Origin of the sequence: Burkholderia sp. LS-044 (assembly GCF_004803625.1) — a bacterium.
GTDB classification, from domain to species: Bacteria; Pseudomonadota; Gammaproteobacteria; order Burkholderiales; family Burkholderiaceae; genus Burkholderia; species Burkholderia cepacia.
Genome location: NZ_SSWO01000020.1, coordinates 89011 through 111731, shown reverse-complemented (window position 1 = coordinate 111731; position 22721 = coordinate 89011). Strand labels below are relative to the sequence as shown.

Here is a 22721-nt window from a genome sequence, read left to right as displayed (position 1 = left end):
ACCCGATGCAATGCTTCAACGGGCGCTTATCATAGCAGCGGCGTTCGCGTCGCCGGAGCGCAGATGGCACCGCCGCGGCACGGGACAGTCATCGCGGCGCCGGTACAATGACCCGAATATTCAGACCAAACGCCGCGATGCGCGCCCGGCGCGCGGGACGGCGTCGTTTTCATCCTGCCATGCGTGTCAAACAGTTGCTTGCCGTGTCGCTGTCGGTGGCGCTCGCGTTGCCGCCGAGCGGCCATGCGCAGCGTGCGTCCGCACCGCCGCTCGAAGCGGCGGCCGACGGCGCCCGGTCGATTTCCACCGTGCCGTCCGGCATCGCGGCCGGCGTATTCGGTACGTACGGCGGCGCGGAGAGCCGGTTCTCCGACGCGGGCGGCGCGTCGGCACCGGCCGCGAGCCTGCGCGCGCCGCTTCGCGCGCTCGAGCTGCCCGACCTGGGCGATGGCTCCGGCGGTTCGCTGACGCCGCAGGCCGAGCGCCGGCTCGGCGAGCGGGTGATGCGCGAAGTGCGGCGCGATCCCGACTATCTCGACGACTGGCTCGTGCGCGACTACCTGAATGCGATGGCGGCGCGGCTCGCGGCCGCGGCGGCCGCGCGCTTCATCGGCGGCTACACGCCGGACTTCGACCTGTTCCCGGTGCGCGATCCGCAGATCAACGCGTTCTCGATGCCGGGCGGCTTCATCGGGATCAACAGCGGGCTCGTCGTCACGACGCAGACGGAGTCGGAACTCGCGTCGGTGGTCGGCCACGAGATGGGGCACGTGCTGCAGCGGCACATCGCGCGGATGATCGGCGCGAACGAGAAGACCGGCTATACGGCGCTCGCGACGATGCTGCTCGGCGTGCTGGCGGGCGTGCTCGCGAGAAGCGGCGACCTCGGCAGCGCGATCGCGATGGGCGGGCAGGCATACGCGGTGGACAACCAGTTGCGCTTCTCGCGTTCGGCCGAGCGGGAGGCCGATCGCGTCGGCTTCCAGTTGCTCGCGGGCGCGGGCTACGACCCGTACGGGATGCCGGGTTTCTTCGAGCGGCTCGATCGCGCGTCGATGGGCGATGCGGGCGTGCCCGCGTATGCGCGCACGCACCCGCTGACCGGCGAGCGGATCGCCGACATGGAGGATCGCGCGCGCCGCGCGCCGTACCGGCAGCCGCGCCAGTCGCCCGAATACGGGTTCGTGCGCGCGCGGCTGCGGATCCTGCAGAACCGTGCGCCGACCGACATCGCGGCCGAAGCGCGCCGGATGCAGTCCGAGATCGACGATCGCACGGCGCCGAACGTCGCGGCGAACTGGTACGGCATCGCACTCGCGAACGCGCAGCTCGGCGAGTACGACGCGGCCGGCAAGGCGCTCGCGTCGGCACGCACGGCGTTCGACGCGCGCGAGCGGCGCGAGGACGATCCGGCGACGAGTTCGCCGAGCCTCGACGTGCTGGCCGCCGACATCGCGCGCCGTGCGGGGCGCGCCGACGAAGCGGTGCGGCTCGCGGCGCTCGCGCAGCGGCGCTGGCCGGCGTCGCACGCGGCGATCGTCGAGCATCTTCAGGCACTGATCGCGGCGCGCCGTTTCGCCGACGCGCAGGCGCAGGCGCGCGCGCAGGCGAAGGCCGACCCCGAGCAGCCGGACTGGTGGGACTATCTCGCGAAGGCGAGCGACGGCAAGGGCGACGTGCTGGCGCGGCGCCGCGCGCTCGCGGAGAAGCTTGCGCTCGACGGCGCGTGGCCGTCGGCGATTCGTCAGTTGAAGGAAGCGCGCGACGCGAAGGACGTCTCGTTCTACGAGCAGTCGATGATCGGTGCACGGCTGCTGGAATTCGAGGCGCGCTACAAGGAAGAGCGCGACGACGAGAAGAACGGCCGCGGGTAGCGTCCGGCGCGCGCCGGGCGCGCGAAGCCGCTGCGGGTCAGGCGTCGCCGCCGGCCGCGTCGCGGGCCTGTCGTGCCGGGCTGGCGACGTAGCCGAACCGCGCAGGCACGTCCGCGCAGACGATGCTGCCGAGCGGGAGCGTGCGGCCGTCGCGCCAGCGCAGTACCGGCGGTGCGGCATCGAAATCCGCGTGATCGGCGAACAGCCCGAGATCGTGATCGTGCAGCGCCGCGATGCGCGGCGCCGTGCCGGCCGAGCGAAACAGCACGCCGCCCGCGTCGTCGAGCCATGCTTCGTCCGGTTCGAACGGCGTACCGGTCTGGTCGGTGAGCGCGAGTTGCCCGTCGCGTTCGGCCAGGCGGACGACCCAAGGCGTATAGGCAAGCTCGACGTACACGCGCTGCGGTCCGTTCTGGAAGAACCACTGGCCCTGCGCGTCGCATTCGTAGTTGCGGCCGATGAACGCGTTCAGCGCCGCATGCCGGATCGGCGAGCCGAGCTCGCCGGCCGCCTGGGCCGCGTCGTCGCGCAGCCGCCATTCGCCGCGCCGGTCGAGCAGCAGCCAGCCGGTGCAGTGCGGCACGTTCGGCCATTTGGCGAGGGCCTGCCTGACGATGTCATCCATGGTCGACGAATTTGGAGCAATAGCCGAACACCCGCGCCGACAGCCAGTCGAGACGGCCGGGGAACGGCCCGGTCATGAACCCCGCGTGTCCGCCGTCCGCGGGCTGGTCGAGCTCGACGGCCGGCGATACGTCGGCCGGGCCCGGCAGCGCGGACTCGGGCAGGAACGGGTCGTTGCGGGCGTTGAGGATCAGCGTCGGCACGTCGATCGCCGGCAGCAGCGGCCGGGTCGTCGCCTTCGTCCAGTAGTCGTCCGCGTCCGCGAAACCGTGCAGCGGGGCGGTCACGACCTCGTCGAAGTCGCGCATCGTCACGGCCTGCAGCATCGCTTCACGGTCGAACAACCCCGGATACTGGTCGAGCTTCGCGAGCGCCTTGCGCTTGAGCGTCTTCAGGAAGCTGCGCGTGTAGACCATCGCGAAGCCTTGCGACAGCGCGCGCCCGCCCGCGTGCACGTCGATCGGCGTCGAGATCGCGGCGGCGGCCCGCAGGATCGACGTGTCGCTGCGATGCTCGCCGAGCCAGCGCAGCAGCACGTTGCCGCCGAGCGACACGCCGGCCGCAACCAGCGGCCCGCGATGCTGCGTGGCGAGCCGGCGCAGGATCCAGTCGACTTCGGCGCTGTCGGCGAGATGGTAGAAGCGCGGCTGGCGGTTGATCTCGCCGCTGCAACTGCGAAAGTGCGGGACGACCGCGTGCCAGCCCTTCGCGCGCGCGGCGGCCATCATCGCGAGCGCGTAGTGCGAGCCCGAGCTGCCTTCGAGGCCGTGGAACAGCACGAACAGCGGCGCATCGGGCGGCGGCGCCGCGCTGTCGAGATGCGCGACCCAGTCGAGATCGATGAAATCGTGGTCGGGGGTTTCCCATCGCTCTCGTCGGTAAGCGACGGCCGGGCGCCGTGCGAACAGCGCGGGCACGATGGTCTGGGCATGGCTGTTCGGCAGCCAGCGCGGTGCGCGATAGCGCAATGAATCGTCGTTGGGGGCCGGGGCCCCGGTCAGCGGCGAGGTGGGCGGAGAAGCCGTACTCATGATCGCCCCGCTAATGCGTTGCTTCGTTCTTCGTCAGTGCAGCGGACCCTGCCCGTGACGGATCTTCGCGGCGAATTGTCCGGCCGCCTGTTCGGGAATCGGGCTCGCGTGAATATGCGCGATGCGCCACTCGCCGCGCTCGTGAATCATCACGTACGTGGCGAAAACCATGTCGGGTTCGGCCGTCAGGTCGGCCTGCTGATGCGCTTCGGCGATCGTATAGACGACCGTGCCGAGGCTGTCGTACACACGGATGTCGAGCGGCTCGATCGTCACGGGGCGCGTGGCGAGCCGGTTGGCGAGCCCGCTGCGGATCTGGTCGAGGCCATGCAGATGCTCGCCGTCCGCCCATACGCAGCTGGCGAAATCCTCGTCGATCCACAAACCCAGCAGCGCGTCGAGATTGGCATCGGCGACGGCCTGGTAGTAAGCGTTCAGCGTATCGGCGGCGGCTTCGAAGAGGCGGGCAAAACGTGGCATCGGGGTTATCTCTCGCGCGCGTCGCGCGCCGTATTCAGCACGGCGGCCCGGATGGAGCCGCCGTACACCGGTGAATCGGATTGCCCGGCGCGTCGTGCGACGCTGCCGGCCAGGGTCAGCGCTGCCCGACGAGCATGCCGCGCAAATCGCCGAATACCTGCTCGGGACCGAGTTCGCGCAGGCACTTCAGGTGGCCGAGCGGGCACTCGCGTTCGAAGCAGGGACTGCATTCGAGATGGAGCCATTGTACCTTCGCCAGGTCCGACAGCGGAGGGGTGTGGCGCGGATCCGTCGAGCCGTACAGCGCGACGAGCGGCCGGCGCAGCGCGGCGGCGACGTGCATCAGCCCCGAATCGTTGGTGACCACCGCGTTCGCGCGCGCGATCAGCGCGCATGCCTCCGACAGCGACGTCTGCCCGCACAGGTTGCGCACGTTCGGCGCGTGGTCGGCGATCGCCTGCGCGGCCGCGGCGTCCTTCTGCGAGCCGAGCGCGACGATCTGCGTGTACGGGAACGACTGGTGGACGATGGTGGCGAGCGACGCGAAGTGCTCGGGCGGCCAGCGCTTGGCCGGGCCGTATTCCGCGCCGGGGCAGAACACGACGAGCGGCTTGCGGGTGTCGAGGTTGAAGCGCGCGGACACGCGCGCCGTCTCGTTCAGGTCCGCGTCGAGGCGCGGCGCGGGCAGCGTCTTCATCGACTCGGGCAGCTTCGCGCCCGGCGCGTACGCGAGCGCCGCGTAGTGGGTCGTCATCGGCGGCCGCTCGCCCGACTTGGTCGGGTTCGCGTGCCGCACGTTCAGCAGCCCGTAGCGGTGCTCGCCCGTGTAGCCGATCCGCAGCGGGATGTTCGCGAGCCACGGGATCACCGCGGATTTCAGCGAATTCGGCAGCACGTACGCCGCGTCGTAGCCGACGTCGCGCAGGTCGCTCGCGAGCTGCCAGCGGCGCAGCAGTTGCAGCTTGCCGTGCGCGAGATCGGTCGCGTAGACATCGTGGATCTCGGGCATCCGCTCGAGCACGGGCGCGACCCACGAGGGTGCGACGGCATCGATCGCGATGCGGGGATGGAGCTTCTTCAGCAGCGCAAAAAGCGGCTGCGCCATCAATGCGTCACCGATCCAGTTCGGTGCGATAACCAGCGCTCGACGCATCAGGTCGACTTCCGATGTCTTGATGAAGCGCGGCGCCCAGGCGCCGCGTTCGGGTTGCCAGAATGGAGAACGGCGGCGCGCCGGAAGCCCGGCTGCGCCGCCTTGGGTCGGCGGGCCTGCAAGCCTGTAGGCCCGGCCGCCGGGGCTCAGTGGCCCTTGACGACCTCGCCGTCGCGCAGCTTGTAGCGCGTGCCGCAGTACGGGCAGCGTGCTTCGCCGTGCGAGACGTCGATGAAGACGCGCGGGTGCGCGCTCCAGCGCGCCATGGCCGGGTTCGGGCAGTACGCGGGAAGATCCTTGGCCGTCAGCTCGACCAGCGGCATTTCCTTGATTTCACTCATGAGACTTTCTCTTATCACTCTTTTGTGGGGCGGTCGGTGGCGCGGCGCGCTCAGACCTTCGTCAGCCAGTGCGCGTACTTCGCGTTCTTGCCCGACACAATATCGAAAAACGCCGACTGGAGCTTTTCCGTGACCGGGCCGCGCGCGCCGCTGCCGATCGTGCGGTTGTCGAGCTCGCGGATCGGCGTGACTTCGGCGGCCGTGCCGGTGAAGAACGCCTCGTCGGCCGTGTAGACCTCGTCGCGCGTGATGCGCTTCTCGATCACCTCGATGCCGGCGTCCTTCGCGAGCGTGATGACCGTGTCGCGCGTGATGCCGTCGAGGCACGACGACAGGTCGGGCGTGTACAGCTTGCCGTTGTTCACCAGGAAGAAGTTTTCGCCGGAGCCTTCCGACACGTAGCCGTCGACGTCGAGCAGCAGCGCCTCGTCGTAGCCGTCGGCCGTTGCTTCCTGGTTCGCCAGGATCGAGTTCACGTACCAGCCCGAGGCCTTCGCGCGGACCATCGACACGTTCACGTGGTGGCGCGTGAACGACGACGTCTTCACGCGGATGCCCTTCGCGAGGCCTTCCTCGCCGAGGTACGCGCCCCACGGCCATGCGGCGATCGCGACGTGGATCGTGTTGCCCTTCGCGGCCACGCCGAGCTTTTCCGAGCCGACCCAGATGATCGGGCGCAGGTAGCACGACTCGAGCTTGTTCTCGCGCACGACTTCCAGCTGCGCGGCTTCGAGCGTTTCCCGGTCGAACGGCACGTCCATCTGGAAGATCTTCGCCGAATTCAGCAGACGTTTCGTGTGCTCGTACAGGCGGAAGATCGCGGTGCTGCCGTCAGCCGACTTGTACGCGCGCACGCCCTCGAAGACACCCATGCCGTAGTGCAGCGTATGGGTCAGGACGTGGATCTTGGCGTCGCGCCAGTCGATCAGCTTGCCGTCCATCCAGATCTTGCCGTCGCGGTCGGCCATTGACATAGGATTCTCCTGGGAAGCAGTTGTACAGCGGGTTGTATGCAGCGTTGAGCCGGAAAGACGCTTATTTTAGCGTCATTTGCCGGCGATCCGGTCGGTCGGCACGGGGCCGGCGCTATAATCGCCCGGTACCGATTCCAATAACGACGGGTCGTACCGGCAGGAGGCGCCGGCGGCCCGACGAACCGCCCGCCGCGGCCCGCTTCCCATGCTCGCTCGATTGTCCGCCACCGACCGCTTCGCGCTGATCCAGGGCGCGCGCGACTATTCCCCGACGCTGATGGCGATTCTCTCGTGGGGGCTCGTCACCGGCATCGCGATGAGCAAGTCGGTCATGACACTCGCGCAGGCGAGCGCGATGTCGCTGCTGGTCTACGCGGGCTCGTCGCAGCTCGCGGTGCTGCCGCTCCTCGCGGCGAAGCTGCCGATCTGGACCATCCTGCTCACGGCCGCGATGGTCAACACGCGCTTCGTGATCTTCAGCGCCGGGCTTGCGCCCCATTTCTCCTACCTGCCGCTGTGGCGGCGCCTGGCGATCGGCTATTTCAACGGCGACGTGATCTACCTGCTGTTCCAGAAACAGGGCTTCGCCTACGGTCGCGTGCCCGGCAAGGAAGCGTATTTCTGGGGGATGGCGCTCGCGAGCTGGCTGTCGTGGCAGGTGTCGTCGCTCGCCGGCATCCTGCTCGCGAGCTTCTTCCCCGCGAGCTGGGGGCTGGAGCTGGCCGGCACGCTCGCGCTGATCCCGATCATGGTGTCGGCGGTCGCGAACCGGTCGACGCTCGCGGCCGTCGCGGTCGCGGGCATCGTGTCGCTGGTCGCGTTCGACCTGCCGTACCGGCTCGCGCTGCCGCTTGCGGTGCTCGCCGCGCTCGCGGCCGGCTGCACGGCCGACTTCTTCGTCGAACGGGCCGACTGGCGGCGCATCCGCACCGAAACCGTGCACGAGAAGGAGATCGAATGAGCGCGACGGAGATCTGGATCGTCATCATCGGGATGACGATCGTCACGGCGGTCACGCGTGCGCTGTTCCTGATCGGCGGCGAGCGCACCGTGCTGCCCGAACGCGCGCAGCGGGCGCTGCGCTACGCGCCGGCCGCCGCGCTCGTCGCCGTCGTGCTGCCCGACGTGCTCGAAACGCCGGCCGGGCTGTCGTTCGCGCTGTCCAACCATCCGTTTTACGCGTCGCTCGCCGGCCTCGGCTGGTTTTTGTGGCGCCGCAGCATGCTCGGCACGATCGTCGTCGGGATGCTCGTGTTCACCGCGCTGCGCCTGATCTTCTGATGAGCCGCCGTTCAGGCCCGCCGGGCACCGGCCGCTCGCGCAGGTGCATTGCTGCGTTGCGGCAATGTGTCCGTTCCCGCGCGCGATCCCAAATAGGCGGAATTCGCCGCCGCACGGGTCAGTCTGCCAGGTGGATCGGCTAGAATGCCCGTTCGAGATTTTTTACCCGTGCGCGTCATGCGAACCGCCAGCCACGGCCGCATCCGGCGCCCTTTCGCGGCAGCCCGCGCACGTCCAGCGTGAACCCCCTTTCCCCATCCACTACTTCAATCTGTTCAACATGAGCCAAGTCAAGCGTCTTACCGACCTGATCGCCGCCGGCCAGCTCGCCGGCAAGCGGGTATTCATCCGCGCCGACCTGAACGTCCCGCAGGACGACCAGGGCAACATCACCGAGGACACGCGCGTGCGCGCGTCCGTGCCGGCCATCCAGGCCGCGCTCGACGCCGGCGCGGCCGTGATGGTCACGTCGCACCTGGGCCGCCCGACCGAAGGCGAATTCAAGCCGGAAGATTCGCTCGCGCCGGTCGCGAAGCGCCTCGCCGAGCTGCTCGGCCGTGACGTGCCGCTCGTCTCGAACTGGGTCGAGAACGGAGTGAACGTCGCGCCGGGGCAGGTCGTGCTGCTCGAGAACTGCCGCGTGAACAAGGGCGAGAAGAAGAATTCGGACGAGCTCGCGCAGAAGATGGCGAAGCTCTGCGACGTGTACGTGAACGACGCGTTCGGCACCGCGCACCGCGCGGAAGCGACCACCCACGGGATCGCGAAGTACGCGCCGGTCGCGTGCGCGGGCCCGCTGCTGGCGGCCGAACTCGACGCGCTCGGCAAGGCGCTCGGCAACCCGGCCCGCCCGCTGGTGGCGATCGTCGCCGGCTCGAAGGTGTCGACCAAGCTCACCATCCTGAAGTCGCTGGCCGGCAAGGTCGACCAGCTGATCGTCGGCGGCGGCATCGCGAACACGTTCATGCTCGCGGCCGGCCTGTCGATCGGCAAGTCGCTCGCGGAAGCCGACCTCGTCAACGAGGCGAAGGCGATCATCGACGAAGCGCGCGAGCGCGGCGCGTCGGTGCCGATCCCGACCGACGTCGTGACGGCCAAGGAATTCTCGCCGACGGCCGTGGCCACGGTGAAGCAGGTCGCCGACATCGAAGCGGACGACATGATCCTCGACATCGGCCCCGATACGGCGAAGGCGCTCGCGAGCCAGCTCGAGAAGGCCGGCACGATCGTGTGGAACGGCCCGGTCGGCGTGTTCGAGTTCGACCAGTTCGGCAACGGCACCAGGACGCTCGCGGAAGCGATCGCCAAATCGTCCGCGTTCTCGATCGCGGGCGGCGGCGACACGCTCGCGGCCATCGCGAAGTACGGCATCCACGACCAGGTCAGCTACATCTCGACGGGCGGCGGCGCCTTCCTCGAGTTCCTCGAGGGGAAGAAGCTGCCGGCGGTGGAAGTGCTCGAAACGCGGGCGGCCTGAGCGTGGCGGCGCGCGCAGGGGTGATGAAGGCCGCGCGCTCCGCGAAAGCGGAGCAGCCGGCCGGCGCGGGCAAGCGCAAACGCGCGCCCGCGCGGGCGAACACCGCCCCGCGCGCACCGGCGGCCGCTGGCGACGCGGCCGAGCAGCACCACGAGATTCAGAACAAAGCGATGCCGGGCGCAAGCACCGGCACGCCCCCCGGAACGGCCGCCGCTGGGCCCGCCGCTTCCGGCTCTCGCAGCGTTTCACCCAGCGCATCCACCTTGATCCAGATGAGGAGTTTCATGCAGCGCGCCACCAAGATAGTCGCCACGATCGGCCCGGCTTCCAGTTCGCCGGAGATTCTGCTGCAGATGATGCAGGCGGGCCTCGACGTCGTGCGGCTCAATTTTTCGCACGGCACGGCCGACGATCACCGCCAGCGCGCCGAGATGGTGCGCGAGGCCGCCCGCAAGGTCGGCCGCGAGATCGCGATCATGGCCGACCTCCAGGGCCCGAAGATCCGCGTCGGCAAGTTCGAGAACGGCAAGACGACGCTGACGCCGGGGCAGCCCTTCATCCTCGATGCCGGTTGCGAGCTCGGCAACGACGAGCGCGTCGGGCTCGACTACAAGGAACTGCCGCGCGACCTGAAGCCGGGCGACCTGCTGCTGCTGAACGACGGCCTGATCGTGCTGACCGTCGAGCGCGTGCTCGGCGACGAGATCCACACGATCGTCAAGGTGGGCGGCGAGCTGTCGAACAATAAAGGCATCAACCGCCAGGGCGGCGGCCTGTCGGCCCCCGCGCTGACCGCGAAGGACATGGAAGACATCCGCACCGCGATGTCGCTTGGCGCGGACCTGGTGGCAGTGTCGTTCCCGAAGAACGCGACCGACATGGAAATGGCGCGCCAGCTCGCGAACATCGCGGGCGCGCCGTACGGCATCAAGCCGAAGATGATCGCGAAGATCGAGCGCGCGGAAGCGATTCCGGCGCTGCAGAGCATTCTCGACGCGTCCGACGGCATCATGGTCGCGCGCGGCGACCTCGCGGTGGAAGTGGGCAACGCGGCCGTGCCGGCGCTGCAGAAGCGCATGATCCGGATGGCGCGCGAGTCGAACAAGCTCGTGATCACCGCGACGCAGATGATGGAGTCGATGATCCACGCGCCCGTGCCGACCCGCGCGGAAGTGTCGGACGTCGCGAACGCGGTGCTCGACGGCACCGACGCGGTGATGCTGTCGGCCGAGACGGCCGCGGGCAAGTACCCGGTCGTCACGATCGAGACGATGGCGGCCGTGTGCGTCGAGGCGGAGAAGTCCGAAGAGGTCGAGCTCGACAAGGATTTCCTCGACCGCACGTTCACGCGGATCGACCAGTCGATCGCGATGGGCGCGCTGTTCACCGCGTACCACCTCGGCGCGAAGGCGATCATCGCGCTGACCGAATCGGGCGCGACCGCGTTGTGGATGTCGCGTCACTACACGCACGTGCCGATCTTCGCGCTGACGCCGCGCGTCGGCAGCGAGCGCACGATGGCGCTGTACCGCAACGTGACGCCGCTGCACGTCGACTTCAACAGCGACCGCGACTCGGCGCTGCAGGCAGCGCTCGAGATCGTCGTCAAGCAAGGCTACGTGCAGCACGGCGACATGGTCGTGCTGACCGTCGGCGAGCCGATGGGGCAGGCGGGCGGCACCAACACGCTGAAGATCGTGCGGGTCGGCGAGCACTATTGAGCACCGACTGAGCACCGCGCCGGCCAGCGCGCCGGCCGCCCGGATCGGCTGAAAAATCGATCCGGCACCGTTTTATACGCGAAAGCCGCGTGGGGTCCGAAGCCCCACGCGGCTTTTTTTCTCTTTTTTGCCCGCATTGTGCCGTGCGAACGTAACAAATTGCGAGTCGGCGCCACCGGGCGGTCGGAATCGGAGGCGCTTCGCGATAAAATGCGGCTATTCGACGCTCAGCCGCGCCGCGCCACCCCGGTTCGAACGGGAGCGAGCGCCGCGCCGGCGTCAGGGCGCACCGGTTTTCATTCCAAGGAGTTCCACAATGCCTCTCGTATCAATGCGTCAATTGCTGGACCACGCGGCAGAGCACGGTTACGGCCTGCCGGCCTTCAACGTGAACAACCTGGAGCAGGTCCAGGCGATCATGGCGGCGGCGGACCAGGTCGGCGCGCCCGTGATCATGCAGGCATCGGCCGGCGCGCGTAAGTATGCGGGCGAGCCGTTCCTGCGCCACCTGATCGAAGCGGCGGTCGAATCGTACCCGCACATCCCGGTCGTGATGCACCAGGATCACGGCCAGTCGCCGGCAGTCTGCACGGCCGCGATCCGCAGCGGCTTCACCAGCGTGATGATGGACGGTTCGCTGGAAGCCGACGGCAAGACGGTCGCGTCGTACGAGTACAACGTCGACGTGTCGCGCAAGGTCGTCGAGATGGCGCACTCGATCGGCGTGACGGTCGAAGCCGAACTCGGCGTGCTCGGCTCGCTCGAGACGATGAAGGGCGACAAGGAAGACGGCCACGGCGCGGAAGGCACGATGACCCGCGAGCAGCTGCTGACCGATCCGGAGCAGGCCGCCGACTTCGTGAAGCTCACGCAGTGCGATGCGCTCGCGATCGCGATCGGCACGTCGCACGGCGCGTACAAGTTCTCGAAGAAGCCGACGGGCGACATCCTGTCGATCCAGCGCATCAAGGAAATCCACGCGCGCATTCCGAACACCCACCTCGTGATGCACGGTTCGTCGTCGGTGCCGCAGGAACTGCTGGCCGAGATCCGCGAATTCGGCGGCGACATGAAGGAAACCTACGGCGTGCCGGTCGAGGAAATCCAGGAAGGCATCAAGCACGGCGTGCGCAAGATCAACATCGACACCGACCTGCGTCTCGCGATCACCGGCGCGATCCGCCGCTACCTGTTCGAGAACCCGGGCAAGTTCGACCCGCGCGACTACCTGAAGCCCGCGCGCGAAGCGGCGAAGCAGGTTTGCGTCGACCGCTACCTCGCGTTCGGCTGCGAAGGCCAGGCCGGCAAGATCAAGCCGCTGTCGCTCGACAAGATCGCCGAGCAGTACAAGTCCGGCGCGCTCGCGCAGGTCGTGCGCTGAGACTGTAGTACGATTGCCCCCGCCCGGTACTGCCGCCGGGCAAGGGCTGGCCGCCCGGTTGCCGGATCCGATCCGGCCCCGGTAGCCGCTCCGTCCGGCCGAACAAGGGCCGGCCGGCAACCGCCGGGCGCCGTCGCCCGCCGGTTCGCCGACGTATTGCAAGACCGCCGTTCCCGCCTGCCGCGGGGAACGGCGTTTCCCTTTTTGTTTGGCTCCTTATCTGCGAAAAGACGATGTCTACCCTTTACGAATCCACGCTCCGCTCGCTGCCGCTCCTCGGTCGCGGCAAGGTCCGCGATAACTACGCGGTCGGCAACGACAAGCTCCTGATCGTCACGACCGACCGCCTGTCGGCATTCGACGTGGTGATGGGCGAGCCGATTCCGAACAAGGGCCGCGTGCTGAACCAGATGGCGAACTTCTGGTTCGACAAGCTCGCGCACATCGTGCCGAACCACCTGACGGGCGACGCGCCGGAAGCGGTCGTCGCGGCCGACGAGGTCGAGCAGGTGAAGGGCCGCGGCGTGGTCGTCAAGCGCCTCGAGCCGATCATGATCGAAGCGGTCGTGCGCGGCTACCTGGCCGGCAGCGGCTGGAAGGAATACCAGGCGTCGGGCGCCGTGTGCGGCGTGCAGCTGCCGGAAGGCCTGCAGAACGCGCAGAAGCTGCCCGAGCCGATCTTCACGCCGGCCGCGAAGGCCGAGATGGGCGAGCACGACGAGAACATCACGTTCGAGGAAACCGAGCGCCGCATCGGCACCGAGCTGGCCGCCACCATTCGCGACATCTCGATCAAGCTGTACAAGGAAGCGGCCGATTACGCGGCGACGCGCGGCATCATCATCGCCGACACGAAGTTCGAATTCGGCCTCGACAACCACGGCAAGCTGTACCTGATGGACGAAGTGCTGACCGCCGATTCGTCGCGCTTCTGGCCGGCCGACCAGTACGAGGTCGGCACCAACCCGCCGTCGTTCGACAAGCAGTTCGTGCGCGACTGGCTCGAGGCGCAGCCGTGGGGCAAGACGGCGCCGGCGCCGGCGCTGCCGGCCGACGTCGTCGAGAAGACGGCCGCGAAGTACCAGGAAGCGCTCGAGCGCATCACCGGCCAGGCGCTTGCCTGATCGAGGTACATACGACATGAGCGAAATCCAGACTGCCCACACGCACAGCGCGCCGCTCGTCGGCGTGCTGATGGGTTCGAGTTCCGACTGGGACGTGATGAAGCACGCGGTCGCCATCCTGCAGGAATTCGGCGTGCCGTACGAAGCGAAGGTCGTGTCCGCGCACCGGATGCCCGACGAGATGTTCGACTATGCGGAGAAGGCGCGCGAGCGCGGGCTGCGCGCGATCATCGCGGGCGCCGGCGGCGCAGCGCACCTGCCCGGCATGCTGGCCGCGAAAACCACGGTGCCGGTGCTCGGCGTGCCGGTCGCGAGCAAGTACCTGAAGGGTGTCGATTCGCTGCACTCGATCGTGCAGATGCCGAAGGGCGTGCCCGTCGCGACGTTCGCGATCGGTGAGGCCGGCGCCGCGAATGCCGCGCTGTTCGCGGTGTCGATCCTGTCCGGCACGTCGACCGACTACGCGAACCGGCTCGCCGCGTTCCGCGTGCGCCAGAACGAAGCCGCGCACGCGATGGTGCTGCCGCCGCTGGAATGACGGCATGGCGCGCGGCCGCACGACGCGGCCGGCGCCGGATTTTCCCACTGCGGCGGGCATTTTCGCGTTCCGCCGCGACCGACCACTGACATGACCGCAACTCCTGATTCCGTTTCCCCGATCCTGCCCGGCGCGTGGCTGGGCATGGTCGGCGGTGGCCAGCTCGGCCGCATGTTCTGCTTTGCCGCCCAGTCGATGGGCTATCGCGTCGCCGTGCTCGATCCCGATCCGACGAGCCCCGCCGGCGCGGTCGCCGACCGCCACCTGCGCGCGGCGTACGACGACGAAGCCGCGCTCGCGGAACTGGCCGACCTGTGCGACGCGGTGTCGACGGAGTTCGAGAACGTGCCGGCCGCAAGCCTCGATTTCCTCGCGCGCACGACGTTCGTCGCGCCGGCCGGCCGCTGCGTCGCGGTCGCGCAGGACCGGATCGCGGAGAAGCGCTTCATCGAGGCGTCGGGCGTGCCGGTCGCGCCGCACGTCGTGATCGAATCGTCGGCGGCACTCGCCGCGCTCGACGATGCCGCGCTCGACGCGGTGCTGCCGGGCATCCTGAAGACGGCGCGCCTCGGCTACGACGGCAAGGGCCAGGTGCGCGTGAGCACCGCGCAGGAAGCGCGCGACGCGCATGCGGCGCTGAACGGCGTGCCGTGCGTGCTCGAGAAGCGCCTGCCGCTGAAATACGAAGTGTCGGCGCTGATCGCGCGCGGCGCGGACGGCCGCTCGGCCGCGTTCCCGCTCGCGCAGAACGTGCATCACAACGGCATCCTCGCGCTGACGGTCGTGCCCGCGCCGGCCGCCGATGCCGCGCGCGTCGAAGAGGCGCAGCAGGCCGCCGTGCGGATCGCCGATACGCTCGGCTACGTCGGCGTGCTGTGCGTTGAATTCTTCGTGCTGGAAGACGGTTCGTTCGTCGCGAACGAGATGGCGCCGCGCCCGCACAACTCCGGCCACTACACGGTCGATGCGTGCGCAACGAGCCAGTTCGAGCAGCAGGTGCGCGCGATGACGCGCATGCCGCTCGGCAACCCGCGCCAGCATTCGCCGGCCGCGATGCTGAACATCCTCGGCGACGTGTGGTTCCCGGACGGTGCGGCCGGCGTAGGCGCGACGGCTGATGCCGTCACGCCGCCGTGGGACACGGTCGCCGCGATGCCGGCCGCGCACCTGCACCTGTACGGCAAGGAGGACGCGCGCGTCGGCCGCAAGATGGGCCACGTGAACTTCACGGCCGAAACGCGCGACGAAGCCGTTGCCGCGGCCACCGCGTGCGCGCAGCTGCTGCGCGTGCCGCTCGACTGAGGCGCCGGCCGATGTCCATCGATCTCCCGAACACCGTGACGGCCGCGCAGATCGACGCGGCTGCCGCGTTGCTCGACGCGGGCCAGCTCGTCGCCTTTCCGACCGAAACCGTCTACGGGCTCGGCGCCGACGCGGCGAATCCCGAGGCCGTCGCGCGCATCTACGCGGCGAAGGGGCGGCCGGCGAATCATCCGGTGATCGTGCACCTGCCGCCGGGCGGTGATCCCGGTTACTGGGCCGACGATCTGCCGGCCGATGCGCAGGCGTTGATCGATGCATTCTGGCCGGGCCCGCTGACGCTGATCCTGAAGCGTCATGCGCGCATTCCGGACGCCGTGAGCGGCGGCCAGGATTCGGTCGGGCTGCGCTGCCCGTCGCATCCGGTCGCACAGGCGCTGCTGGCTGCGTTCAGCGCGCGGCGCGGCGGGCATGGCGGCGTGGCCGCGCCGTCCGCGAACCGGTTCGGCCATGTGAGCCCGACCACCGCGCAGCACGTACGCGACGAATTCGGCGACACCGTGCACGTGCTCGACGGCGGCGCGTCCGAAGTCGGCATCGAATCGACGATTCTCGACCTGTCGCGCGGTTTCCCGGCGCTGCTGCGCCCGGGCCACGTGACGCCGCAGCAGATCGCCGACGTGCTCGGCCGCGCGCCGAAGCTGCCGGACGGCAGCGACGCGACCGCGCCGCGCGCATCGGGCACGCTGAAGGCGCATTACGCGCCGCGCACGCCGCTCGCGCTGTTGCCGTTCGACGCGCTCGAGCCGCTGCTCGCGGCCGCGCAAGCCGACGGCGAGCGTGTCGCGCTCGTCGCCCGTGCGTCGCGCGCGGGACGCTGGGCGCAGGCCGACGGCGTGCATTTCGTCGCGGCGCCGGAAGATCCGCAGGCGTATGCACGCGACCTGTACGGGATGTTGCGCGCGCTCGACCGCGCGCAGGTTGCACGCATCCTCGTCGAGAAGCTGCCCGAGACCGTCGAATGGATCGCGGTCAACGATCGTCTCGGCCGTGCGGCGGCCGCGTTCGAAGCGCGCGACTGACACGTTCGACGGCTGATTCAGGAATGAAAAAACGCCCGACCGGCGAACCGGTCGGGCGTTTTTGTTTGGGCGCGTGGCCGGCGGCTTACTTGCCGACGCCCGACTTCGCGATCTGCTGTTCGACGAACTGCGCGAACAGCGCGTGCAGGTGCGTCGTCGGGTGGACCGTGTCGGCGAACATGTAGGTCTGGTCCGCGTTCGCGACCGTGTAGGTCTGCGGCGAGCAGAACAGCGACGAGCCGAATGCGGTCGCGTTCGCGACGCCGTACTGCGTGGCGGCCTGGACCATCGCCTTCAGGTTGCAGGCGGTGTCGGTGTTCGACACGCTGAAGCCGTTCGCCTTGTAGTTCGCCGCGATGCCGTCCTGCCACGTGAACGTGTCGAGCAGCGCGACCTTCGTCGTGTCGACCTTCAGCGCGGCCAGCGTGCCGGCGAGCGTCTTGTTGAACAGCCCCGACAGTTGCGTGAACGCGGCCTGCGTCGGCGCGCCGCCCTGCAGCGCGAGCGGCGTGCCGCCGATGTCCGGCACGTTCGACACGTACACGTGCGTCGCGCCTGCCGCGACGATCTGCTGGACGATGCCGCCGAGCTGCTGCGCGGCCAGGCCGATCGCCTGCGCCGCCGCGAGTTGCGCGGCCGGCGTGTTGCCTTGCGCCTGCGCGACCTGTGCCTGGTAGAAGATGTCGTTCGCGCCGCCGTTGACCAGCACGATCTGGCCGGCGTTGAAGCTGCCGTGCTGCGACAGGTATTGCTTGACCTGGTCGGCGATCGGCGTCGTGGTGGCCTGCGCGTAGTCGGCGTTCGGCACGCTCGCGTCCGCGTGACCGATGCCCGGCTGCAGCGTCACGCGCGAGCCGCCCTGTGCGTAGCCGAGACCGCCGGTGGCCTGCAGCGGAATGCCGAACCCGCCCTGGTTCGCGGGCTGCAGCGTGTCGCCGTAGTACTGCGCGACGTTCTGCGTCCATACCTGGCCCGGGTTGGTCGTGAAGCGGCCGCCGCCGAAGCCGAGCTTGATCTGCGAGTAGGTGCCCGCGTCGGACAGGCTGTCGCCGAACGACACGACCTGCATCTTCACGCCCGACGGCGGCGTGTTCGACGCGCTGTTGTTGTTGTCGTCACCGCCGCCGCCGCATGCGGCGAGCAGCGCGAGCGCGGCGCCGGCGATCGCGACCTGCGCGGTGCGCAGCATGCGCTGCCGGGTGCGGGAAGGTGCGTGTTGTTGTGTCTGCATCGTTCGATCTCCTCGTAGATATGGCCTGATGTGTTTCTCATCTGCCGCGTGCCTGCTCGGTTCCGGGCCGCGCGGCGGCCGTTGGCTGAAACGGTTTATTGGTCGCGCGCAGCCGCAAGCGGCACGGTGCGCGGATCGGGGTTCGCGGCCTCGGCAATCTGCGCATGATAAGCGCTCGCCCATTCGGGCGGGCCGAAAATCGCGCGCAGCTTGTTGCGCCATCCGTCGACGCGCAATGCGTCGCCGGCCATCGATATCCACTCGTGGAACGTCGCGACGAGCGGGTTGTTCGAGCCGAGCCGCTCGACGATCCCGTACCTCGGCGGATCGTCGGGTGTTTCCTCGACATAACTCCCGAACAGGCGATCCCAGATCACAAGGACGCCTGCGTAATTGCGGTCGATGTAGCGGGGATTGCGCGCATGGTGCGCACGGTGGATCGACGGCGTGTTCAGCACGTATTCGAGCCAGCCGAGCTTGCCGATCGCCTGCGTGTGCACGAAGAACTGGAACGCGAGGTTGATCAGCACGATGCCGACGACCTGCTGCGGCGGAAAGCCGGCGAACGCGAGCGGCAGCCAGAACACCCACATGCCCGCGACGGGATACATCAGGCTCTGGCGGAACGCGGTCGAGAAATTCATCCGCTCGGACGAGTGATGCACGACGTGCGCGGCCCACAGCCAGCGCACGCGATGGCTCGCGCGATGGAACACGTAGTAGAGGAAATCCTGCGCGACAAACAGCACCGCGAACGACAGCCAGCCGTCGTGCCACGTGAACAGGCGGTAGTGCCGGTAGCAATACGCGTAGACGGGGATCACGAACAGCCACGCGATCTTGTCGGCGCCCTGGTGCATCAGCGCGAGCGCCGCGTTGCACAGCGTGTCGCGCCACGCATAGACAGAGTCCTGCGCACGGGTGCGGGCGAGGTGCCAGGCCTCCCACGCGATGCAGAGCAGGAAGACGGGCGCCAGCGCGAGCAGAAGCAATTCGACGTCGAATCGCATGGGCGTGTCTCCTTCTTTCCCCTGCAAGCCTTGAGGCCGGGCGTATGGCCCGTTGTAGATATCGGTCAGGCCAACAGCCTACGCAATCGCCACGCGCTAGGCGAGGGGGCAGCGTAGAGGGTTCCCTCTGAGGACAGGGTTTCTACGGAAGCCGCGCGGCACGGGGCCGGGCGGTGTGGCCCTGTTTTGTGGGCGCGATCGGTGCGCGGTGTGTCGCGCGCGGGCGGCGGCTGCCGTTTCAAACCGGGGAGGGCGGGATTCCGTGCGCGGGGGCGTTTGCGGGGCGCCCCGATTGCCCGTCGGGGCGACCCGCTGCGCGGTGCGGCCCCGTGGCCGGTGCAAGCCGGCGCGGGCCGGCTGCCGGCGGCGCCGCGCCATGCCGCGGTGCGCGGATCGTCATTGCGCGCCGGCGTAGATCCATTCGAGCAGCGTGTCGTGCGCGGCGCGTGCGGCTTCCGCGTGATCGTTGTTGATGAAACTGACGACGATGTAGCTCTGGCCGTCGGCGCCGGCAACGTAGCCGGCGATCGCGCGCACGTCGCGCAGCGTGCCGGTCTTGATGTGCGCGTTGCCGAGCACGCCGGCGTTGGTGAGGCGGTTCTTCATCGTGCCGTCGATGCCCGCGATCGGCAGCGAATCGATGAAGGCCTGCGCGACGGGGCTCGCGTTCGCGGCCTGCAGCAGCGCGGCAAGCGACAGCGCGCTCACATGCTCTTCGCGCGACAGGCCCGAGCCGTTCTCGAGCACGAGGTCGGGCATCGCGATGCCGTTCTTCTGCAGGAACGCCTGGATCACGCGGCTCGACTGCTCGGGCGTCGCGGGCGGCCTGCCGCCGACCGCGCCGATCGTCAGGAACAGGTTGCGCGCCATCACGTTGTTGCTGAACTTGTTGATGTCGTAGACGATGCTGCCGAGCACCGGGCTGTGATGCACGGCGAGCGGCCGCGCGGTGGTCGGCACCTTGCCTTCGCTCACGGGCCCCGTGATCGTGCCGCCGTCCTGCTGCCACAGCGCGAGGAAGCCGCGGGCGAAGAACGTGGTGTGGTCGAGGATCGCGAGGTTGGTCGTGTGCGCGCCGCAACGCAGCGGGTAGTCGCCGGCGAACGAAGCGGTCATGATCCCGCTGCCGGCCGTCAGCGTCGGCCGCGCGGCCGCGGCGGCCGCGCTGCACGAGCCCGAGCCTTCGACCAGCTGGTTGTCGATCGACAGGTCCGCGAGCGGCGGCAGCACGTCGACGGCCACCTTGCCGTCGTCGCCCGGCGTGACGGTGAACGACACGGCCTTGAACGCGTACAGCAGCGGATCGGGGCCGACGTTGTACGGCGCGCTCGCATCGTCGTCGAACGAAGGGAGATCGCGCGTCGACGCCGCGAAGTAGCTCTTGTCGAGCACGAGGCCGCCGGCCACGCGCTTGACGCCGGCCTTGCGGAGCTTGTCGACGAGGTCGATCAGCTCTTCGGGTACGAGCTTCGGATCGCCGGTGCCCTTGATGTACAGGTTGCCCTGCAGCGTGCCGTCGGGGTCGACCGTGCCGTCCGTGTACGCGGTCGTGCGCCAGCGGTAGTCGGGGCCGAGGATCGACAGGCCCGAGAAGGTCGTCACGAGCTTCATCGTCGAGGCGGGCAGCATCGGCCGGCTCGCATTCCACGCGATCAGCGGTTCCGGATCGCCGACGCGCTCGACGACGACGCTCATCGCCGACGCCGGCACCTTCGCGCGCTGCAGCGCGACGAGCACGGATGCCGGCAGGCCGGCCGCGCGCGCGGCCGGCGACACGACCGTGGTCTTGCGCGCTTCCTTGTGGGATTTCTTGCGGGCCTGCGCGGCAGGCGCGAAGGCGAGGGCCGTGCAGGTGGCGACGATGGCGGCCGCCCGCAGGCAGACGCGGGCGCGGGGGGCGAACCGGTTGGAAAGATCGGAAATCGGCATGAGCGAATACGGGGAAAGCACGACGTTCGGGCAGGGCGCGCGCGGCGCCAAAGCGCACATTGTAGAGACAAGTCCGGACAGCCCCCTTGCAATCCGCCTTTCTGTTGCATTGCACGGTGCCGCGCGCCGGGTTCGCGGCGCTACAATGGTCGGCGTGTTTGACTCGCCCCATGGATGCCTGTCCCGATGCGGATTCTGCTTGTCGAAGATGATCGAATGATTGCCGAAGGCGTGCGCAAGGCGCTGCGCTCGGACGGCTTTGCAGTCGACTGGGTGCAGGACGGCGACGCCGCACTGACGGCGCTCGGCGGCGAGACGTACGACCTGCTGCTGCTCGATCTCGGGCTGCCGAAGCGCGACGGCATCGACGTGCTGCGCACGCTGCGCGCGCGCGGGCTGGCGCTGCCGGTGCTGATCGTCACCGCGCGCGACGCGGTGGCCGATCGCGTGAAGGGCCTCGACGCGGGCGCCGACGACTACCTCGTCAAGCCGTTCGACCTCGACGAGCTCGGCGCGCGAATGCGCGCGCTGATCCGCCGCCAGGCGGGGCGCAGCGAATCGCTGATCCGCCACGGCGCGTTGACGCTCGATCCCGCCTCGCACCAGGTGACGCTCGACGGCGCGCCCGTCGCGCTGTCCGCGCGCGAGTTCGCGCTGCTCGAGGCGCTGCTCGCGCGGCCCGGCGCGGTGCTGTCGAAGAGCCAGCTCGAGGAGAAGATGTACGGCTGGGGCGAGGAGATCGGCAGCAACACGGTCGAGGTCTACATCCACGCGCTGCGCAAGAAGCTCGGCTCCGACCTGATCCGCAACGTGCGCGGGCTTGGCTACATGGTCGTGAAGGAAAGCTGACGCGTGAGGTCGATTCGTCATCAATTGCTGATCTGGCTGCTCGCGATCGTCGTCGCGGGCGTGGGCATCGCGGGCTGGCTGATCTACCGGCAGGCGCTCGCCGAGGCGAACGAACTGTTCGACTACCAGTTGCAGGAAATCGCCGCGGCGCTGCCGTCGGAACCGTTCTCGCAGGTATTCGGCTCGCGTACCAACGGCGACGAAGGCATCGTGATCCAGATCTGGAACCGCAACGGCGTGCTGATGTACTTCTCGCATCCGCGTGCGCCGATCGCGCCGCGCGCGGAACTCGGTTTCTCGACCGAGCGCACCGATCGCGGCGAATGGCGCGTGTACGGGGCGATCGTCGGCGACAACGTCGTGCAGCTCGCGCAGCCGCTGTCGGTGCGCAACCGGCTCGCGGCGAACGTCGCGCTGCGCACGCTGTGGCCGCTGATCGTGCTGCTGCCGTTCCTCGGCGCGGCCGTGTGGGTGATCGTCGGGCGCGGGCTCGCGCCGCTCGGCCGTGTGACGCGCGCCGTCGAGGCGCGCCGGCCGGAAGCGCTCGATCCGCTGCCCGATGCACGCCTGCCGCTCGAGGTGCAGCCGCTCGTGCGGGCGCTGAACGGGCTGCTCGCGCGGCTGTCGGCCGCGCTCGACACGCAGAAGGCGTTCGTGGCCGACGCCGCGCACGAACTGCGCACGCCGCTCGCGGCCGTGCAGATCCAGGCGCAACTCGTCGCCCGCGCGAAGGACGACGCATCGCGCCGCGAGGCGGTCGCGGATCTCCAGGATGGCGTGTCGCGCGCGACGCGTCTCACGGAGCAACTGCTCGCGCTGGCACGCGCCGAACCCGACGGCGCGACGATGCGCGAACCCGTCGACCTGCAGGCACTGCTCGCCGAATGCGTGGCTGCGCTTGCGCCGCTCGCGCAGCGGCGCGACATCGATCTCGGCTTCGAGGAGACGCACGCGGCGAGCGTCGTCGCGGACGTCGGCGCGCTGCGCGTGATGTTCGGCAACCTGCTCGACAACGCGGTGAAGTACACGCCGGACGGCGGCCGCATCGACGTGTCGCTCACCCGCGACGCGGCCGGCCGCGCGTGCGTGCAGATCGGCGACAGCGGGCCCGGCATCCCGGCCGACGAGCGCGAGCGCGTGTTCGACCGTTTCTACCGCGACAGCTCCGCGCGGGCGCGCACCGATGTGTCGGGCAGCGGGCTCGGGCTCGCGATCGTCAAGCGCGTGGCGGCGCAGCAGGGGGCGACGGTGTCGCTCGGCGACGCGGCTGCGGGCGGCCTGCTCGTCAGCGTCGTGTTCCGCGACGCCGAGATGCCGGCCGAGGCGCCGCAGCCTTCCGAATCCGCGTGACGCGTGCCGCC

The 22721-nt window shown here is 69.2% G+C and carries 22 protein-coding genes; 12 read left to right on the top strand and 10 right to left on the bottom strand.

The genetic code is table 11. The features are described 5' to 3' along the window. The first annotated feature begins 179 nt into the window (after positions 1 to 179). Positions 180 to 1874 carry a M48 family metalloprotease gene (locus E9536_RS35175; RefSeq protein WP_060083075.1) on the top strand — a complete coding sequence of 565 codons (1695 nt, stop codon included), beginning with the start codon at positions 180 to 182 and terminating at the stop codon, positions 1872 to 1874. Positions 1875 to 1911: 37 nt separating this feature from the next. Here the strand turns inward: E9536_RS35175 and E9536_RS35170 are convergent, their stop codons facing one another. From E9536_RS35170 to E9536_RS35145, 6 genes are all read right to left on the bottom strand, one after another. After that, positions 1912 to 2499, bottom strand: coding sequence for a DUF2946 family protein (locus tag E9536_RS35170; protein WP_027789222.1), 588 nt, complete (start codon positions 2497 to 2499; stop codon positions 1912 to 1914). Then, positions 2492 to 3529 (bottom strand): hydrolase, encoded by a 1038-nt coding sequence (locus E9536_RS35165; protein ID WP_060083074.1) that lies wholly within the window; start codon positions 3527 to 3529, stop codon positions 2492 to 2494. The genes E9536_RS35170 and E9536_RS35165 overlap by 8 nt, the downstream gene beginning before the upstream one ends. Before the next feature lie 33 nt (positions 3530 to 3562). After that, entirely contained in the window at positions 3563 to 4009 is a 447-nt protein-coding gene (locus tag E9536_RS35160; RefSeq protein WP_006749968.1) for a nuclear transport factor 2 family protein, read from the bottom strand. A 115-nt stretch (positions 4010 to 4124) separates the two neighbouring features. Beyond that, positions 4125 to 5162, bottom strand: coding sequence for a lipopolysaccharide heptosyltransferase II (gene waaF, locus E9536_RS35155; protein ID WP_027785312.1), 1038 nt, complete (start codon positions 5160 to 5162; stop codon positions 4125 to 4127). Between the two features lie 146 nt (positions 5163 to 5308). After that, positions 5309 to 5503, bottom strand: coding sequence for a zinc-finger domain-containing protein (locus tag E9536_RS35150; RefSeq protein WP_006749970.1), 195 nt, complete (start codon positions 5501 to 5503; stop codon positions 5309 to 5311). Positions 5504 to 5553: 50 nt separating this feature from the next. Beyond that, positions 5554 to 6477, bottom strand: a complete 924-nt coding sequence (locus E9536_RS35145) for a branched-chain amino acid transaminase (RefSeq protein ID WP_011353071.1) — start codon at positions 6475 to 6477, stop codon at positions 5554 to 5556. 205 nt (positions 6478 to 6682) lie between these two features. Here E9536_RS35145 and E9536_RS35140 point away from each other — a divergent pair, with 205 nt between their 5' ends. The 3 genes from E9536_RS35140 (at position 6683) to E9536_RS35130 (ending at position 9235) form a co-directional block, all read left to right on the top strand. After that, positions 6683 to 7438 (top strand): AzlC family ABC transporter permease, encoded by a 756-nt coding sequence (locus tag E9536_RS35140; RefSeq protein ID WP_027789224.1) that lies wholly within the window; start codon positions 6683 to 6685, stop codon positions 7436 to 7438. Further along, positions 7435 to 7758, top strand: a complete 324-nt coding sequence (locus E9536_RS35135; protein ID WP_027789225.1) for an AzlD domain-containing protein — start codon at positions 7435 to 7437, stop codon at positions 7756 to 7758. The genes E9536_RS35140 and E9536_RS35135 overlap by 4 nt, the downstream gene beginning before the upstream one ends. A gap of 280 nt (positions 7759 to 8038) precedes the next feature. Further along, positions 8039 to 9235, top strand: a complete 1197-nt coding sequence (locus tag E9536_RS35130) for a phosphoglycerate kinase (protein ID WP_060199198.1) — start codon at positions 8039 to 8041, stop codon at positions 9233 to 9235. 157 nt (positions 9236 to 9392) lie between these two features. Here the strand turns inward: E9536_RS35130 and E9536_RS42590 are convergent, their stop codons facing one another. Further along, the gene (locus E9536_RS42590) at positions 9393 to 9521 is read right to left on the bottom strand and encodes a hypothetical protein (protein ID WP_021164118.1); all 129 of its coding nucleotides are present in this window, start codon (positions 9519 to 9521) and stop codon (positions 9393 to 9395) included. Between E9536_RS42590 and pyk the strand changes: the two genes are divergently transcribed. The 6 genes from pyk (at position 9520) to E9536_RS35095 (ending at position 16341) form a co-directional block, all read left to right on the top strand. Continuing rightward, positions 9520 to 10956, top strand: coding sequence for a pyruvate kinase (gene pyk, locus E9536_RS35120; protein ID WP_021164117.1), 1437 nt, complete (start codon positions 9520 to 9522; stop codon positions 10954 to 10956). The two genes, E9536_RS42590 and pyk, sit on opposite strands and share 2 nt — an antisense overlap. A 316-nt stretch (positions 10957 to 11272) precedes the next feature. Beyond that, positions 11273 to 12337 carry a class II fructose-bisphosphate aldolase gene (gene fba / locus E9536_RS35115; RefSeq protein ID WP_027789227.1) on the top strand — a complete coding sequence of 355 codons (1065 nt, stop codon included), beginning with the start codon at positions 11273 to 11275 and terminating at the stop codon, positions 12335 to 12337. A 233-nt stretch (positions 12338 to 12570) separates the two neighbouring features. Further along, the gene (locus E9536_RS35110; protein ID WP_021164115.1) at positions 12571 to 13461 is read left to right on the top strand and encodes a phosphoribosylaminoimidazolesuccinocarboxamide synthase; all 891 of its coding nucleotides are present in this window, start codon (positions 12571 to 12573) and stop codon (positions 13459 to 13461) included. 16 nt (positions 13462 to 13477) lie between these two features. Then, entirely contained in the window at positions 13478 to 13999 is a 522-nt protein-coding gene (gene purE / locus E9536_RS35105; RefSeq protein ID WP_021164114.1) for a 5-(carboxyamino)imidazole ribonucleotide mutase, read from the top strand. Positions 14000 to 14089: 90 nt separating this feature from the next. After that, positions 14090 to 15301 carry a 5-(carboxyamino)imidazole ribonucleotide synthase gene (locus E9536_RS35100; protein ID WP_027789228.1) on the top strand — a complete coding sequence of 404 codons (1212 nt, stop codon included), beginning with the start codon at positions 14090 to 14092 and terminating at the stop codon, positions 15299 to 15301. Between the two features lie 11 nt (positions 15302 to 15312). Further along, on the top strand, positions 15313 to 16341 hold the full coding sequence (locus E9536_RS35095) for an L-threonylcarbamoyladenylate synthase (protein WP_027789229.1): 1029 nt from the start codon (positions 15313 to 15315) through the stop codon (positions 16339 to 16341). Between the two features lie 85 nt (positions 16342 to 16426). Here the strand turns inward: E9536_RS35095 and E9536_RS35090 are convergent, their stop codons facing one another. The 3 genes from E9536_RS35090 to dacB form a co-directional block, all read right to left on the bottom strand. Further along, positions 16427 to 17572, bottom strand: coding sequence for an SGNH/GDSL hydrolase family protein (locus tag E9536_RS35090; RefSeq protein WP_027789230.1), 1146 nt, complete (start codon positions 17570 to 17572; stop codon positions 16427 to 16429). Between the two features lie 95 nt (positions 17573 to 17667). Next, positions 17668 to 18582 (bottom strand): sterol desaturase family protein, encoded by a 915-nt coding sequence (locus E9536_RS35085; protein WP_060083072.1) that lies wholly within the window; start codon positions 18580 to 18582, stop codon positions 17668 to 17670. A gap of 396 nt (positions 18583 to 18978) precedes the next feature. Further along, positions 18979 to 20511 (bottom strand): D-alanyl-D-alanine carboxypeptidase/D-alanyl-D-alanine-endopeptidase, encoded by a 1533-nt coding sequence (gene dacB / locus E9536_RS35080; protein WP_059699985.1) that lies wholly within the window; start codon positions 20509 to 20511, stop codon positions 18979 to 18981. Between the two features lie 186 nt (positions 20512 to 20697). Between dacB and E9536_RS35075 the strand changes: the two genes are divergently transcribed. Further along, entirely contained in the window at positions 20698 to 21360 is a 663-nt protein-coding gene (locus tag E9536_RS35075; RefSeq protein WP_021164091.1) for a response regulator, read from the top strand. A gap of 3 nt (positions 21361 to 21363) precedes the next feature. Further along, positions 21364 to 22710: an ATP-binding protein gene (locus tag E9536_RS35070; RefSeq protein ID WP_059523396.1), complete on the top strand. Its 1347-nt coding sequence runs from the start codon at positions 21364 to 21366 to the stop codon at positions 22708 to 22710. Positions 22711 to 22721 lie beyond the last annotated feature (11 nt).

Coding starts and splice junctions, on each gene's coding strand:
- E9536_RS35175 (WP_060083075.1), top strand. CDS start 180: ATGCGTGTCAAACAGTTGCTTGCCGTGTCGCTGTCGGTGGCGCTCGCG.
- E9536_RS35170 (WP_027789222.1), bottom strand. CDS start 2,499: ATGGATGACATCGTCAGGCAGGCCCTCGCCAAATGGCCGAACGTGCCG.
- E9536_RS35165 (WP_060083074.1), bottom strand. CDS start 3,529: ATGAGTACGGCTTCTCCGCCCACCTCGCCGCTGACCGGGGCCCCGGCC.
- E9536_RS35160 (WP_006749968.1), bottom strand. CDS start 4,009: ATGCCACGTTTTGCCCGCCTCTTCGAAGCCGCCGCCGATACGCTGAAC.
- waaF (WP_027785312.1), bottom strand. CDS start 5,162: ATGCGTCGAGCGCTGGTTATCGCACCGAACTGGATCGGTGACGCATTG.
- E9536_RS35150 (WP_006749970.1), bottom strand. CDS start 5,503: ATGAGTGAAATCAAGGAAATGCCGCTGGTCGAGCTGACGGCCAAGGAT.
- E9536_RS35145 (WP_011353071.1), bottom strand. CDS start 6,477: ATGTCAATGGCCGACCGCGACGGCAAGATCTGGATGGACGGCAAGCTG.
- E9536_RS35140 (WP_027789224.1), top strand. CDS start 6,683: ATGCTCGCTCGATTGTCCGCCACCGACCGCTTCGCGCTGATCCAGGGC.
- E9536_RS35135 (WP_027789225.1), top strand. CDS start 7,435: ATGAGCGCGACGGAGATCTGGATCGTCATCATCGGGATGACGATCGTC.
- E9536_RS35130 (WP_060199198.1), top strand. CDS start 8,039: ATGAGCCAAGTCAAGCGTCTTACCGACCTGATCGCCGCCGGCCAGCTC.
- pyk (WP_021164117.1), top strand. CDS start 9,520: ATGCAGCGCGCCACCAAGATAGTCGCCACGATCGGCCCGGCTTCCAGT.
- E9536_RS42590 (WP_021164118.1), bottom strand. CDS start 9,521: ATGAAACTCCTCATCTGGATCAAGGTGGATGCGCTGGGTGAAACGCTG.
- fba (WP_027789227.1), top strand. CDS start 11,273: ATGCCTCTCGTATCAATGCGTCAATTGCTGGACCACGCGGCAGAGCAC.
- E9536_RS35110 (WP_021164115.1), top strand. CDS start 12,571: ATGTCTACCCTTTACGAATCCACGCTCCGCTCGCTGCCGCTCCTCGGT.
- purE (WP_021164114.1), top strand. CDS start 13,478: ATGAGCGAAATCCAGACTGCCCACACGCACAGCGCGCCGCTCGTCGGC.
- E9536_RS35100 (WP_027789228.1), top strand. CDS start 14,090: ATGACCGCAACTCCTGATTCCGTTTCCCCGATCCTGCCCGGCGCGTGG.
- E9536_RS35095 (WP_027789229.1), top strand. CDS start 15,313: ATGTCCATCGATCTCCCGAACACCGTGACGGCCGCGCAGATCGACGCG.
- E9536_RS35090 (WP_027789230.1), bottom strand. CDS start 17,572: ATGCAGACACAACAACACGCACCTTCCCGCACCCGGCAGCGCATGCTG.
- E9536_RS35085 (WP_060083072.1), bottom strand. CDS start 18,582: ATGCGATTCGACGTCGAATTGCTTCTGCTCGCGCTGGCGCCCGTCTTC.
- dacB (WP_059699985.1), bottom strand. CDS start 20,511: ATGCCGATTTCCGATCTTTCCAACCGGTTCGCCCCCCGCGCCCGCGTC.
- E9536_RS35075 (WP_021164091.1), top strand. CDS start 20,698: ATGCGGATTCTGCTTGTCGAAGATGATCGAATGATTGCCGAAGGCGTG.